This window comes from Chthonobacter albigriseus, assembly GCF_013839445.1.
Taxonomy (GTDB): domain Bacteria; phylum Pseudomonadota; class Alphaproteobacteria; order Rhizobiales; family Pleomorphomonadaceae; genus Chthonobacter; species Chthonobacter albigriseus.
Genome location: NZ_JACDIT010000002.1, coordinates 141,592 through 155,413, shown reverse-complemented (window position 1 = coordinate 155,413; position 13,822 = coordinate 141,592). Strand labels below are relative to the sequence as shown.

Sequence of the window (13,822 nt, the reverse complement as noted above, 5' to 3'; positions counted from 1 at the left end):
CGAAGCCCGCCTTGCCTCCCGGCAATGGCGGGCTTTCTGCGTTCTCGTCCCCGCACATGACAACGCCGCCGCGGTGAGCCGCGGCGGCGTTGTTCGACCGGAGCGGATGTGTCCGGTCAGTCGAACCGGAGGTCCATCGCCTGCAGCCGCTGGACCAGCACGCGATACTGCTCTGCCATCTGCCGGATCCCCGTCGAGATCTCCTGAGCATGGGAAAAGTGCGCGGCCACACCCCCGTTTCGGCTGGTGTTCGGGTTGCGCACACGCGCGAGCAGATCGGCTTGCATCAGACACTCCTTATCAAAATCAGCATGTCTACGCGCCGCCCGATCCGGCGGATCAGACCCCCTAGTATGAGGGTTAACAAAGAGTGTGGTTAATCTATAAGCAAAAAGTGCATTGAAATTAATCACAATTTAACAGGCAAAAATACAGGATGAGGTAACGGGGGAAACAAGTGATGACCTTTCTGCCTTTCAAGATGTCTGGCGATAGAAACGGGCAGGGAACGTTCCGCGCGGTGATCGACGTTTTGCCGACAGCGGTCATGACATGTCGGGCGTCGGACCTGATCATCGACTACGCCAACGCCGCGTCACGGACGATGCTGGAGCGGATCAAGCACCTGATCAAAGTCGATCCGAAAGCCATCATCGGCACGTCGATCGACGTGTTCCACAAGGACCCCTCCCATCAGAGGCGACTGCTCTCCGATCCGAGCAGGCTCCCGCACAAGGCCCGTATCACGCTCGGCGACGAGATCCTGGACCTCGACATCCAAGCGATCCGCGACGGTTCTGGCCGCTACACCCACGCGATGCTCGTCTGGAACATCGCCACGGAGCGCGTGAAGGCAGACCGGGAGGCCAAGCGCCTGCTGCAGATGATCGACAAGGCGCCGATCAACATCATGACTTGCGACCCGCAGACCTTCAAAATCAACTACATCAACGAGGCAAGCCTGACGACCCTGAAGGCGATCGAGGCGCACCTGCCGATCCGTGCCGACCAGATGCTTGGCGCGTCCATCGACGTGTTCCACAAGCGTCCCGAGGTCCAGCGCGGCATCGTCGGCGAGCGAAGCCCGAAGCTGCCGCACAGGGCCACCATCCAGGTCGGGCCGGAGCACCTGGAACTGCGCATTTCCGCCATCACCGGCGAGAACGGCGAGTATCTGGGCCCGATGGTCTCCTGGTCGGTGATCTCGGACCGCATCAAGATCGCCAATGACGTCGGCCAGATCGTCAAGACCATGAACAGCGTCGCCGATGGCCTGGAAACGGCGTCTTCCGAACTGAGCGGTGTCGCTCAGGATGCCCAGGTCAAGGCGTCCTCCGTCTCGTCCGCGGCCGAGGAGATGAGCGCTTCGATCCGCGAGATCAACGTCCGGATGAACGAGACTGCGACCGTGTCGCAGCACGCCGAACGGCAAGCGGCGATCTGCACCGAGCGGATGCAGAGCCTGACCACCAACAGCAGCAAGATCAACGAGTTCACCGCCACGATCGAGGCCATCGCCGAACAGACCAAGCTGCTGGCGCTGAACGCCACGATCGAAGCCGCCCGTGCCGGCGAGTCGGGCCGCGGCTTCGCCGTGGTCGCCGCCGAGGTCAAGCAGCTCTCCGAGCAGACCGGACGGGCGACCGAGCAGATCCGCAACCAGATCTTGTCCATGGTCAAGGACACCGAGGCCGCCGTCGCCGCATCCGACGACGTCGCCAAGGTCATCAACAGGATCCGCGAGTTCACCACTGCGGTTGCGAGCGCGATGGAGGAGCAGCAGGCCGCCACCCAGGAGGTCGTCTCGCTGATCAGCGGCGTCAACCACGCCGCCGGAATGACCATGACGTCGGCCAACCAGGTGTCCGGCATGATCGAGCGGGTCCAGGAGGCGAACGCCTACAACGCCCGCATCGAGAGCTACCTGAAAAAGTCTTGATCGGCCGCGCGACAGAGGGTCAGAGGCTGAATCCACGCCCGGGGAAACAGGTGGGGGGCCGCCCGGCCGCCGCCTCCGCCGACCCGATCGCGACCCGCGTCCGCCAGCCGGCGAGCCCATCCGCCCCGCCGGTGTCGTAGCCGCGCTTCTGCAGGGCGATCTGAAGGTCGCGAACGTCCCGCCGCGTCAGCCCGTCGACAGCGCGCCACGGGCCGGCGATCCGGGCCGCGGGATCGCCCATCCGGTCTGCGAGATGCCCGATGAACAGGGCGTAGAGGTCACTCTCGTTGTAGCGCTTGAGGACATAGAAGTTCTCCGACACCAGGAACGCGGGCCCCTTGCGCCCGGCCGGCATCAGGAGATGCCCTTTCGGCGATCCGCTGCCGAGCGCGTCGGCCCGAAGCGGAGCCCCGTCCGCGGCCGTCACACCCATCGCCGCCCAATCGCCGAGCCCGCGGCCCTTGTCGGGCCCCTCCAGCGTGCAGGATACGCCCGCCGGCACCGCCACCTCCACCGCCACGCCGACGCCGGGAACCCAACCGAAGTCGCGGAGATAATGCGCGATCGAGCCGGCGATGTCGGCATCCGAACGCCAGATGTCGCGCCGCCCGTCGCCATCGAAGTCCACCGCATGGGTTTCCAGCTTCGTCGGCAGGAACTGCGGCTGCCCGAGCGCCCCGGCCCACGAACTGCGTAAAAGGGATCGGGGCAGCCCGTCCTCCGCCATCACCCGCAGCAGGGCGACGAACTCGTCGAGGTAGATATCGCTGCGCCGCCCCATGAACGCCTGTGTGGCCAGGGTGCGGAGCGCGTCATACTTGATCGGCGCCCGCCCGAAATCCGATTCCCGGGCCCAGACGGCCGCCACGATCGCGGCCGGCACGCCGAACTTAGCCTCCACCTCTCGGAACAGGCGCGCGGACCCGGCGAGCTCCCGCCGGCCGTCGCGGGCAAGCGCCGCGAGCCGCTTCTCGTCGAAATAGCGTCCGGGCGAGCGGAACTCGGCCTGCCACTCCGGCGCCGCCTCGGCGGCGGCCGTGCCGGGCGGCACCAGGCCCGGCAGGCTCCAGTCGAGCGTCAGGTCTGCGACCGCGGATGCGAAGAATCCCGCGTCCACGCCCCCCGCAGCCGCGGCCGGCGCTGCGGTTTCGGCCAGCCACACGCGGAACGCGTCCTCCACCGCTGATCGTGTTCCGGCCGCCCGGCTGCCCGAAGCGAGGGTGAGGGAGAGGATGAGGAACAGGACGATGATCGGTCGCGTCATGCCGGCCACCATATGCCAACGGCTCCGGCCTGCGCGAGAGTGATCGAATGGCGGCCGTAGACCAGGGGACCTCGGATAACCTGTTCGGCCGCCCGACCGCCGCGGCGCGCTCTTCGGTGGCGAATCACGCGAAGAAATCGGAGATTGCCCCATGCCGGCGCGACACCGTGCGGCGGGCGGAGGGCGGAATGCAGAACTCGCAACGGGCTGAATCCGATCACGACCTGTATCGCGACTACGTCCGCAAGGACGAGGTCGCCGGTCTCGTGCGAGCCGCCATCGTCGAAATGTTCGGCCTTTTCGGCTCTCCCAACGATGGCGCCGACCTGCGGCGGGTCGCCCGGCTCGCGGCCGCGGTCGATTCCGTCAACTACGCCGTTGCCGAAATGGCCGGCGCGCGCGAATTCCAGTCCACGCTCGACATCCTGACCGACGCCATGCAGCGCCGCCGAAGCGGCGGGATGATCCTGGAGTTCGGCGTCTTCTCCGGCAAGACGATCAACCACATGGCTTCGCTTACCGACGAGCCGGTGTTCGGTTTCGACAGCTTCGAGGGCCTTCCGGAAGATTGGCGCCCGGACTACCGCAAGGGCGCCTTCAAGACCGCCCTGCCGCAGGTGGCGCCCAACGTGGAACTGGTGGTCGGCTGGTTCAACAAGACGCTGCCGGATTTCCTCGACCGGCATCCGCAGCCGATCTCGGTCCTCCACGTCGACTGCGACCTCTACGCCTCGACCAAGACGATCTTCGACGCTTGCCGCGACCGGATCGTCCCCGGCACGGTCATCGTTTTCGACGAGTACTTCAACTACGTCGGCTGGCGCCGCCACGAGTACAAGATGTTCCAGGAGTTCATCGCCAGCACGGGCCTGAAGTACCGGTATCTCGGCTACGTCCCGATGCATCAGCAGGCCTCCGTCGTCATCCTCTGACGTCGGTTCCGTGCCGTCCTCCGCCCGTTCCCCGATCCGCGCGGCTCATCACGCGGCCGCCGCGGCCTGCCCCCTGCGGCAATCTCCCCCGCCTATCAGTCCAAGGGCTGAGTTGTGACGGTGACTGTCCTTGCCTAAGAAGACGGACCAGACCGGCGAAACGTACCAGGGTGGGCTGTCCCAGATGTTCTCCAAGATCCTGATCGCCAACCGCGGCGAGATCGCATGCCGCGTGATCAAGACCGCGCGCAAGATGGGCATCAAGACGGTCGCCGTCTTCTCCGATGCCGACCGCGACTCCGTGCACGTGGAAATGGCCGACGAGGCGGTGCACATCGGGCCGCCCCAGGCCGCCCAGTCCTACCTGGTGATCGACAAGATAATCGCCGCCTGCAAGCAGACTGGCGCCGAGGCGGTCCACCCCGGCTACGGCTTCCTGTCCGAGCGCGCGGCCTTCCCGCGGGCGCTCGCCGCCGAGGGCATCGTCTTTATCGGGCCGAACCCGGACGCGATCGATGCCATGGGCGACAAGATCCAGTCCAAGATCTATGCGGCGAAGGCCGGCGTCTCCACCGTTCCCGGCAATCTCGACGTGATCCTGACGCCGGAGGACGCGGTCAAGGTCTCCTCCGAGATCGGCTATCCCGTGATGATCAAGGCCTCCGCCGGCGGCGGCGGCAAGGGCATGCGCATCGCCTGGAGCGCGTCGGAGGTGGCCGACGGCTTCGCCCGCGCCCGCTCGGAAGCCGCGTCGTCCTTCGGCGACGACCGCGTCTTCATCGAGAAGTTCATCGTCAACCCGCGCCACGTCGAGATCCAGCTGCTCGGCGACAAGCACGGCAACGTCATCTATCTCAACGAGCGCGAATGCTCGATCCAGCGCCGCAATCAGAAGGTCATCGAGGAGGCCCCGTCGCCGCTGCTCGACGAGGCGACCCGCCGCGCCATGGGCGAGCAGTCCGTCGCCCTCGCCAAGGCGGTCGGCTACGACAGCGCCGGCACGGTGGAGTTCGTCGCCGGCCAGGACCGCTCCTTCTTCTTCCTCGAGATGAACACCCGCCTGCAGGTGGAGCACCCCGTCACCGAGCTGATCACCGGCATCGACCTCGTCGAGCAGATGATCCGCGTCGCCGCCGGCGAGAAGCTGACCATCACCCAGGCCGACGTGAAGATCGACGGCTGGGCCGTGGAGAGCCGCGTCTACGCCGAGGATCCCTACCGCAGCTTCCTGCCGTCCACAGGCCGTCTGGTGAAGTATCGCCCGCCGGCGGAAGGCAGGGAGGACGGCGTCACGGTCCGCAACGACACCGGCGTCACCGAGGGCTCGGAGATCTCGATGTTCTACGACCCGATGATCGCCAAGCTGGTCACCCACGCCCCGACCCGTCTGGAGGCGATCGACGCCCAGGCCAAGGCGCTCGACGCCTTCGTCATCGACGGCATCCAGCCGAACATCCCGTTCCTGACCGCCCTGATGCAGCACCCGCGCTGGCGTGAGGCACGCCTCTCCACCGGCTTCATCGCCGAGGAGTATCCCGACGGCTTCGGTGGCCGCGGCCTCGACGACGAGGCCCGCACGGTGCTTTCCGTCGCGGCGCTGGCCATGGAGCTCGTGCGCAAGGAGCGGCTCGACCACCACAGTGGCCGGCTCAAGCCGCACTCCGGCCGCTGGCAGCGCGACTGGGTCGTCCGCCTCGACCGCGAGCAGGTCGAGCTCTCCGTGCCCGAGGGTTACCCGGCCGTGCCGTTGGAGATCGACGTTGTGGTCGGCGGCCGCAAGCTCACCGTGTCCTCCGACTGGCGCCCCGGCGATGGCGTCTGGGTGGGGCAGGTGGGCTCGCAGGAAGTGGCCGTGCAGACCCGTCCGGCGGCCGGTGGCGCCACGCTCGCCTGGCGCGGCGTCTCGGTCTACGCCCGCGCCATGCTGCCGTCCGTGGCCGCCCTCGACGCGCTGATGCCCGTCAAGCAGGCGCCTGATATGTCCAAGTACCTGCTCTGCCCGATGCCCGGCCTCGTCGTCTCGATCGCCGTGGCGGAGGGGCAGGAGGTCAAGGCCGGCGAAACCCTCGCCGTCGTCGAGGCCATGAAGATGGAGAACGTGCTCCGCGCCGAACGCGACGGCACCGTCTCCGCCATCAAGGCCAAGCCCGGCGACAGCCTGGCCGTCGACGCCGTGATCCTGGAATTCGCGTGAGCTACTGGCGGGGCGAAAGGCTCACGTCCCGGACGGAAGCGGGATCGACCGTCCCGAAGTCGTCCGGGATCAGCGCCAGTTCCGAGTTCAGCACCTGGACGCGCCTGACCACTCGACCATCGGCGAGGCTCAGATCGACAAGCTGATAACCCATTCCGGTTTCCGGAAGGGCGATTAGTTTGCGCACGAGCGGGTCGGGGAGCTGAACGGCCATCTAGAACTCGTCGACCATATGATGACTGGGCAATCTACCTGAACCGGTACCTGTGGGAAACAACACTTCTGTACCGCCGCCGGCCTGCCCGTTCGCGGGGGCGACGGTTCCGACCTGCAGCGCCAAGTTTGCCGGAGCAGTATCTACAAAAACATGAACTGGTGGTGCGATCGACGGCAGGGCGTAACGGCCCACCGCCGCGAATGCGCAGGTGACCATCTGCGCGTCGGCGATCGTGGTCGCATAGGTCCCGGCAATAAAGCCGAACGGCGAGAGGCGGCGGTCGTTCCGGTACATGCTGTACCTGACGAAACTATGGCTCGCTGCCGTCGTGCGGGAGAAACTCGGAGATCCGTGCACGCGTCCGTGCGCCAGAACCGCATTGCGCCGCAATGCCCCGCTTTCCAACTCTGCAGCCGTGTCGACGTTCGTCAGCGGTAGAAACGCAGCCTCCGCGAGTTGCTGAGCCGATCCGTCGTCATCGCGCCTGATCGACTGACGTATCTCGCCGATGAGTTCGGTATCGCCCGCCAGAACCCGAGCAAGCTCGATCATGCTCAAGGCCAGAACATGATTGCAGACGATGTGGGGGACGCCTGGATTTCTGGGATTGTAGGCGAGATGATACCCCATCCCTCTCTCCGCAATCGAAGAGAAAAGATCCGGCTGCGCCACTATGAACATGACTGTAGTGCCGACGATAAAAAATCAGAGATAGCGGAAATGATCGATAAAAATGCCCAGGAGTCAACCCTCCACGTTTTGATCTCGGGGCGCGTTCAGGGGGTCGGCTATCGTGCCTGGACCGAGTGGAAGGCGCGACAACTCGGCCTATCCGGCTGGGTGCGCAACCGGCGGTCTGGCGCGGTCGAGGCGGTGTTCGGCGGGTCCGCGGAGGCCGTCGACGCCATGCTGGCGGCCTGCCGCTCGGGCCCGGCTGCGGCGCGCGTCAAGGAGATCGAGATCGTGGCCGAACCGGAGATGCCGACCGGTCCCTTCGAGGTTCGCCCGACGGTCTAGGAAGCGACCCGGCCTGAGACGGATCCGCAATCGATCGGTCCTGGACAGATCCGGCTCAACAACCGTCTTCGGCAAGCGTATGAGCGACGATCGCATTGGCGTGGCCGTGCCCCATCCCATGCTGGTCCTTCAGAAGCGCGACAAGTTCCATGTGCTTGGCGGGGAGCGCTGCACGCACCAACGCCTTCCAATGGGAAATCGGGCGCCCGTATTTCTTCTCGATGGAAGGAAAGTAGGACGCGGGGCCTTTGATCTTGTCGTCGCTCATGGCCGGTAGACGATCAGGGAGACGCAGCCTTCTGTCAACGCGACCTCGTCGGTTCGCGGACGACTCACCCGTTCACCGTTGCCCCGAACACCCCCTCGAACGCCCGCCGGAGGGCCACGTCGGCGTCTTCCATGGTGACGGGCAGGCCGAGGTCGACGAGGCTGGTGACGCCGTGCTCCGTCACCCCGCAGGGCACGATGCCTGAAAAGTGCGAGAGGTCCGGCTCCACGTTGAGGCTGATGCCGTGGAACGTCACCCAGCGGCGGACGCGGATGCCGATGGCGGCGATCTTGTCCTCCGCCCCGATGCCGCGGTCCGGCCGCCGCACCCAGACACCGACCCGGTCCTCCCGCCGTTCGCCACGCACGTTGAACGCGCCCAGTGTGGCGATGATCCAGGCCTCCAGCGCCGCCACGAAAGCCCGCACGTCCTGCCGCCGGCGTTTCAGGTCCAGCATCACATAGGCCACCCGCTGGCCGGGCCCGTGGTAGGTGTACTGGCCGCCGCGCCCGGTTGCGAACACCGGAAAGCGGTCCGGCTCGATGAGGTCGGCCGGATCGGCGCTGGTGCCCGCCGTGTAGAGGGGAGGGTGCTCCACCAGCCACACCCGCTCCGGTGCCTGGCCGTCCGCGATCGCCGCCACACGCGCGTCCATCTCCGCGACGGCGGCCGCATAGTCCGTCAGGTCCGGCTCCACCACCCACTCCACGGGGGCGGACCCAGCGAACGGAAGGAACCGCGTGTCGAGCGCATCGCGCTGGCTGGTCATCGTCGCCGGAATCCTGGACAGGTATGATCGGTCGGGCAACCGGATACGCCCATTCCGGCGCTTCGTCGATGGGGGAGCGGAGACGGATCGGCGTCGAACCGGCCGTCCGCATGCGGCGATCGTTCGTCGTTAACCCTTTGCTAACCATAACGCCGGGATCATGCCGCCGAGGCTGGTTCCGGCATCTTGCGGGCGGCCTTTCCGGGGCATGATTCTTTGCCACGTCTGTCTTCAGCTTGATCGGACGCGATGTCGACCTTCGAGAAGATCCACGTCGAGATATCGGTTGTTCTCGGCGGCCAGAGCATGCCCATCCACCAGCTGCTGCGCATGGGCCGCGGCGCCGTCATCGAACTCGACACCCAGGCCGACGAGGACGTGGAGATCCTCGCCAACGACATCCCCGTGGCGCGCGGGCAGGTGGTGCTGAACGGCGAGAAGATCGGCATCTCCATCACCGAGGTGCTGTTCCGCAATCCGGCTGCGCGCATCGCGCCGAACGTCAAGAAGTTCTGACCGGGGGATGGCAGCCTAAACCCCCTTGTGCGGGGGGAAGGGGTTTGCTAGTAAGCCGGCGCCGACGCGGAGGCGGCGGCACCATCCACGAATTGCGGTCGTGGCGGAATTGGTAGACGCGCAGCGTTGAGGTCGCTGTGGGGCAACCCGTGGAAGTTCGAGTCTTCTCGACCGCACCATTCGTCGGCTCCTTGGAGCCAAGGCAAAGAGCCCCGGCTGGTCCGGGGTTTTTTTGTGCCCGCCGGCCGGAGGACGTGACCGCGCTGCGGCGCGGCCGGGCTGCCTTCGCACGGCTGAAACAATGCGGTGACATACCATCCGGCAAACCTTTGCTGCGCTGAAAAAACCATTGGTCCGAACGCTATCGACGGGCTAAAGCTCTCGCCGCAGCAGCCTCTCTGGAACCGCGGGAGACGCCATGGCCGACAACGAGCCCATCGCGCCCGATGACAACGTCGAGCCCGCGGCGCCGCCTCTTCGCGACGAGGATGGCGACCTCTCCTACGACTTTGTCGCCGCCGTCACCGAAGCCGTCGAGGCCGGTGACGCCGACCGCGTGCGTGCGCTCGCCGGCGACCTCCACGAATCCGACATGGGCGACCTCATCGAGGCGATGCATGCGGAGGACCGCGCGCCCTTCGTGCGCCTCTTCGGCGCCGAGTTCGACTTCACCGCGCTGACCGAGGTCGACGAGACCATCCGCGTCCAGATCCTGGAGGAACTGCCCACCGCGACCGTCGTGGAAGGCGTCCGCGAGATGGACTCCGACGACGCCGTCTACCTGCTGGAGGATCTGGACGAGGCCGACAAAGCCGAGATTCTTTCGCAGCTCCCCTTTCCGGACCGGCTCGCCCTGCAGCGCAGCCTGGACTACCCGGAGGAGACCGCCGGCCGGCGGATGCAGACGGATTTCATCGCCGTCCCGCCCTTCTGGACCGTGGGCCAGACTATCGACTACCTGCGCGACCAGGACGACCTGCCGGAAGAGTTCTTCGAGATCTACGTCATCGACCCCGGCTTCCGCCTGCTCGGATCGGTGTCGCTGAACCGGATCCTGCGCGCCGCCCGTCCGACGCGCATCAACGAGATCATGCACGAGAACCGCCACCTGGTCTCCGCCACGGAGGACCAGGAGGAGGTCGCACGGCTGTTCGAGCGCTACAACCTCATCTCGGCGGCCGTTGTCGACGAGGGCGAGCGGCTGGTCGGCGTCATCACCGTCGACGACATCCTCGACGTCATCCAGGCCGAGGCCGAGGAGGACATCCGCGCCATGGCCGGCGTCGGCGACGAGGAGATTTCCGACAGCGTGCTCTACGCCGTCCGCACCCGCTGGCTCTGGCTGGTGGTGAACCTCGGCACCGCGATGCTCGCCTCGTCGATCATCGGCATCTTCGGCGCAAGCATCGAACAGATGGTGGCGCTCGCCGTGCTAATGCCGATCGTCGCCTCCATGGGTGGCAACGCCGGCACGCAGACCATGACGGTGGCCGTCCGCGCCATCGCCACCCGCGACCTCGACAGCAACAACGCCTGGCGGATCATCGGCCGCGAGGTGCTGGTCGGCCTCCTCAATGGCGCGAGCTTCGCCGTCATCGTCGGCCTCGTCGCCGCGCTCTGGTTCCAGGATCCCATGTTGGGGGCCGTGATGGGCAGCGCGCTCATCATCAATCTTCTGGCCGCCGCGCTCGCCGGCATCCTGATCCCGCTCGCTCTCGACCGCTTCGACGTGGATCCCGCCGTCGCCTCCGGCGTTTTCGTGACCATGGTTACCGACACCGTCGGCTTCTTCGCTTTCCTGGGTCTCGCCACATGGATCCTGATGAAATGATCGCCGCCACCCGCCGCTGGCTGCTCGGATGCGCGGCGCTCGCAGGGTTGGCGGTCCTCGCCGGCTGCTCGGCGCTGGAGTTCGAATCGTCGGGTCCGGAGGCTTTTCCCGTCCAGGGCATCGACGTCTCCAAGTACCAGGAGACCATTGACTGGCCGGCTGTCCGCACCGCGGGAAAGACCTTCGCCTGGATCAAGGCGACGGAGGGCGGCGACCGCGTCGACGACCGCTTCCACGAGAACTTCGCCGCCGCAAAGGCCGCGGGCCTGGCGCGCGGCGCCTACCACTTCTACTACTTCTGCCGCCCGGTGGAGGATCAGGTCGCCTGGTTCATTGCCAACGTGCCCGCCGACCCGGACGCGCTGCCGCCCGTGCTCGACATGGAGTGGAACCACCAGTCGCCCACCTGCCGCCTGCAGCCCGATCGCGACACGATCCACCGCGACATGCGCACCTGGCTGACCGCCGTCGAGAAGCACTACGGCAAGCGGCCGGTGATCTACACCACCGTCGACTTCCACCGCGACCGCCTGCAGGGCGCCTTCTCCGACTACCATATCTGGGTCCGCAGCGTCGCCGGCCACCCCACGGTCCGCTACGGCGCCCGCAAGTGGCACTTCTGGCAGCACACCGCCACCGGCCGCGTCGCCGGCATCCGCGGCGACGTCGACCGCAACGTCTTCTACGGCTCCCGCGCCGACTGGCAGGCGTTCGTCAGCGGATCACTCGCGCCGTAGGATGCAGGGCGGGGCGATAACCAGCGGCCAGGGCCCGGACCGTGCTCGCTGGAGTGAGGCACGTCACCATTTCCGTTCCGGACGTGATGCGAACTTCGCCATATCCAGCATGCGACCAGGCCTGGATGGCGCCTTCCCCGACGAGCCAAGCCGATGATGGCTCGTCCGGGAGCGCGATGAAGGTTCCGGGAGGAAGAAGGCCAAGGGCGGACTCGGAGGTCGCCTTCCGGCGCTCGGGCGTCAGCCTGTCCTTGTGTAAAACAGTGTCGATTTCACCCGCCCGTGGTGTCCGACCGTCCAAATCGCCGTTCGCCTTTCGCCAGGCGGTGACGAACCGTTCGTAGTTTGCCTTCCTGCATTCGGAGCATGGTCGGTGCCCAGCAGCGAGCGACACCGCTTCGTCGCAGAAGAAGAGCTCGGTATAGGCGTGCGGTGCCATCAGCGGTCGCTTGCGACCCTTGAATGACAAGGCGCAAGCAACCCAATGCTTGTGTTTCCATCGCGCACGGCCGAGTCGCTGCTGATCGTCATGGAGAATTCCCCGGTTACCCATGAGAGTACCGCGCGCGCTCGTCGCTTCGAACTCACCAAACGGTGTGACGCGGTTCTGAAGTGGCATCACGGCTTCCGGCCCGGTCTCGATCGAGTTTAGCCCCTCAACCCCCGCGCTGCCGCCTCCGCATCAGCCGCCATCGAGATCGCGCTCACGACCGACAGCCCGCCGACTCCGGTGCCCCGAACAGCCGCGGCGTTGCTCGCGTCGATGCCGCCAATCGCGACCGAGGGCAACTGCGCGGCCGCAACGATCGCAGCCAGCCCGGCCAGCCCCAGCGCCGGGGCGGCGTCCCCCTTGGTGGCGGTGGCGAACACCGGTCCGACGCCGAGGTAGTCGACAGCGTCGGCATCCACCGCCGCCAACTGGCCCGCCTCCGTGATCGAGAGCCCCACGATCGCCTCCGGCCCGAGTATCGCGCGCGCCGCGGCGGCCGGCAGGTCGGACTGGCCGACATGGACGCCGGCGGCGCCGGCCGCATGCGCGACGTCCACCCGGTCGTTGACGATCAGGGGCACGCCGGTGGGCGCAAGCAAAGCTTTCAGCGCCAGCGCGTGGTCGAGCAGGTCCCGCCCGCCGAGATCCGGATTGCGAAGCTGGACCAGCGTCACGCCGCCGCGGATGGCCGCTGCCGTCACCTCAAGAAGCCGGGGCAGGGCGAGCCGGTGGTCCGTCACGAAGTAGAGCGAGAGGTCGAACGCCCGCCGGGTCATCAGGCGAGCCGCACCGCCGCGTGGGTCTTCAGCGTCTCGAAGTCCAGGCCGTAGAGCATGTCGAGCAGCGCCACCTGCAGGCTGCCTGGTCCGCCCGCCACCTCGGCCGCGGCCTTGCCCGCCGCCCCGAGCGCCGCCAGCGCTGCGGCGGTGGCGAGCACCGCGTCGCCCTCTACGGCAAGGCAGGCGCCGACCAGCGCCGTCGCCGTACAGCCGAGCCCGGTGACGCGCGCCATCAGCGGATGCCCGCTCTCGATCAGCACGGTGCGGGTTCCGTCGGTCACCACGTCCGTCGCGCCGGTGACGGCGACCACCGTCCCGTGCGCGCTGGCGAAGGCGCGTGCCGGCCCGGCGGCCTCGTGCGCCGCATGGACGCTGTCGACCCCCTTCGGCCCGCTGGGGGAGAAGCCGGCGATCGCCAGCACCTCGCTTGCGTTGCCGCGCACCACCGTCGGCTTCAGCGCCAGCAGGTCGGCCGCCGCCCGCGTGCGGTAGCGCGTCGCGCCGGCGCCCACCGGGTCCAGCACCCACGGCTTGCCGAGTCGCCCGGCCGTAAGCGCGGCGAGCCGCATCGAGGCGACCCACTCGCTGGAAAGCGTGCCGATGTTGATGACCACGGCCGACGAAATCGCCGCGAAGTCCTCCACCTCGTCGGCGGCGTGTACCATGGCCGGCGAGGCGCCGAAGGCGAGCAATGCGTTGGCCGTGTTGTTCATCACCACGTAGTTGGTGATGTTCTGGACGAGCGGACCCTCCGCCCCCACCCGTTCGATCACCTGGAAAATGTCGTCGAGGGTCATGGCTTGGTCGCACCTGTGGTCGGGGTGGGGAAACTGCACCGGCGCGTCCCGCCGGTCAACAAGCGGCACCAG

At 67.0% G+C, this 13,822-nt stretch carries 16 protein-coding genes and 1 tRNA gene; 8 read left to right on the top strand and 9 right to left on the bottom strand.

The features are described 5' to 3' along the window. Positions 1-116: 116 nt before the first annotated feature. Complete coding sequence (locus HZ321_RS08875) at positions 117-287, bottom strand: hypothetical protein (protein WP_181701933.1); 171 nt, start codon at positions 285-287, stop codon at positions 117-119. Between the two features lie 173 nt (positions 288-460). Here HZ321_RS08875 and HZ321_RS08870 point away from each other — a divergent pair, with 173 nt between their 5' ends. Beyond that, on the top strand, positions 461-1,939 hold the full coding sequence (locus HZ321_RS08870) for a methyl-accepting chemotaxis protein (RefSeq protein ID WP_194304003.1): 1,479 nt from the start codon (positions 461-463) through the stop codon (positions 1,937-1,939). Between the two features lie 19 nt (positions 1,940-1,958). On the opposite strand, the gene HZ321_RS08865 is transcribed toward HZ321_RS08870, so the two are convergent. Then, positions 1,959-3,203: a lytic murein transglycosylase gene (locus tag HZ321_RS08865; RefSeq protein WP_181701932.1), complete on the bottom strand. Its 1,245-nt coding sequence runs from the start codon at positions 3,201-3,203 to the stop codon at positions 1,959-1,961. Positions 3,204-3,391: 188 nt separating this feature from the next. On the opposite strand from HZ321_RS08865, the gene HZ321_RS08860 reads away from it, so the two are divergent. Together HZ321_RS08860 and HZ321_RS08855 are read left to right on the top strand one after the other, a co-directional pair. Next, positions 3,392-4,135, top strand: a complete 744-nt coding sequence (locus HZ321_RS08860) for a class I SAM-dependent methyltransferase (RefSeq protein ID WP_206682758.1) — start codon at positions 3,392-3,394, stop codon at positions 4,133-4,135. 184 nt (positions 4,136-4,319) lie between these two features. Beyond that, positions 4,320-6,329: an acetyl-CoA carboxylase biotin carboxylase subunit gene (locus HZ321_RS08855; protein WP_181702187.1), complete on the top strand. Its 2,010-nt coding sequence runs from the start codon at positions 4,320-4,322 to the stop codon at positions 6,327-6,329. A gap of 1 nt (position 6,330) precedes the next feature. On the opposite strand, the gene HZ321_RS08850 is transcribed toward HZ321_RS08855, so the two are convergent. Together HZ321_RS08850 and HZ321_RS08845 are read right to left on the bottom strand one after the other, a co-directional pair. After that, entirely contained in the window at positions 6,331-6,543 is a 213-nt protein-coding gene (locus tag HZ321_RS08850; protein WP_181701931.1) for a hypothetical protein, read from the bottom strand. Further along, positions 6,544-7,176 (bottom strand): hypothetical protein, encoded by a 633-nt coding sequence (locus HZ321_RS08845; RefSeq protein WP_181701930.1) that lies wholly within the window; start codon positions 7,174-7,176, stop codon positions 6,544-6,546. A 90-nt stretch (positions 7,177-7,266) separates the two neighbouring features. Here HZ321_RS08845 and HZ321_RS08840 point away from each other — a divergent pair, with 90 nt between their 5' ends. After that, positions 7,267-7,563 carry an acylphosphatase gene (locus HZ321_RS08840; protein ID WP_181701929.1) on the top strand — a complete coding sequence of 99 codons (297 nt, stop codon included), beginning with the start codon at positions 7,267-7,269 and terminating at the stop codon, positions 7,561-7,563. A gap of 55 nt (positions 7,564-7,618) precedes the next feature. Here HZ321_RS08840 and HZ321_RS08835 read toward each other — a convergent pair whose 3' ends face one another. Together HZ321_RS08835 and lipB are read right to left on the bottom strand one after the other, a co-directional pair. After that, positions 7,619-7,831 (bottom strand): DUF4287 domain-containing protein, encoded by a 213-nt coding sequence (locus HZ321_RS08835; RefSeq protein ID WP_181701928.1) that lies wholly within the window; start codon positions 7,829-7,831, stop codon positions 7,619-7,621. 64 nt (positions 7,832-7,895) lie between these two features. Continuing rightward, positions 7,896-8,600: a lipoyl(octanoyl) transferase LipB gene (gene lipB, locus HZ321_RS08830; RefSeq protein WP_181701927.1), complete on the bottom strand. Its 705-nt coding sequence runs from the start codon at positions 8,598-8,600 to the stop codon at positions 7,896-7,898. A gap of 249 nt (positions 8,601-8,849) precedes the next feature. On the opposite strand from lipB, the gene HZ321_RS08825 reads away from it, so the two are divergent. The 4 genes from HZ321_RS08825 to HZ321_RS08810 all read left to right on the top strand — a co-directional run bounded on the left by HZ321_RS08825 (position 8,850) and on the right by HZ321_RS08810 (position 11,684). Beyond that, entirely contained in the window at positions 8,850-9,116 is a 267-nt protein-coding gene (locus HZ321_RS08825) for a FliM/FliN family flagellar motor switch protein (RefSeq protein WP_181701926.1), read from the top strand. Between the two features lie 94 nt (positions 9,117-9,210). Next, positions 9,211-9,295 (top strand) — tRNA-Leu (locus HZ321_RS08820). 239 nt (positions 9,296-9,534) lie between these two features. Next, a complete protein-coding gene (mgtE, locus tag HZ321_RS08815; protein ID WP_181701925.1) occupies positions 9,535-10,947 on the top strand; it encodes a magnesium transporter in 1,413 nt (470 codons plus the stop codon). Beyond that, positions 10,929-11,684: a glycoside hydrolase family 25 protein gene (locus HZ321_RS08810; RefSeq protein ID WP_206682757.1), complete on the top strand. Its 756-nt coding sequence runs from the start codon at positions 10,929-10,931 to the stop codon at positions 11,682-11,684. The genes mgtE and HZ321_RS08810 overlap by 19 nt, the downstream gene beginning before the upstream one ends. Here the strand turns inward: HZ321_RS08810 and HZ321_RS08805 are convergent. From HZ321_RS08805 to thiM, 3 genes are read right to left on the bottom strand one after another with little or no spacing between them, the layout of a single operon-like run. Next, entirely contained in the window at positions 11,662-12,303 is a 642-nt protein-coding gene (locus tag HZ321_RS08805; protein ID WP_181701924.1) for a hypothetical protein, read from the bottom strand. The two genes, HZ321_RS08810 and HZ321_RS08805, sit on opposite strands and share 23 nt — an antisense overlap. A 29-nt stretch (positions 12,304-12,332) precedes the next feature. Next, positions 12,333-12,950 carry a thiamine phosphate synthase gene (thiE, locus tag HZ321_RS08800; RefSeq protein ID WP_181701923.1) on the bottom strand — a complete coding sequence of 206 codons (618 nt, stop codon included), beginning with the start codon at positions 12,948-12,950 and terminating at the stop codon, positions 12,333-12,335. Further along, positions 12,950-13,750: a hydroxyethylthiazole kinase gene (thiM, locus tag HZ321_RS08795; protein ID WP_181701922.1), complete on the bottom strand. Its 801-nt coding sequence runs from the start codon at positions 13,748-13,750 to the stop codon at positions 12,950-12,952. Before thiM ends, thiE begins: the two co-directional genes overlap by 1 nt. Positions 13,751-13,822: the final 72 nt, after the last annotated feature.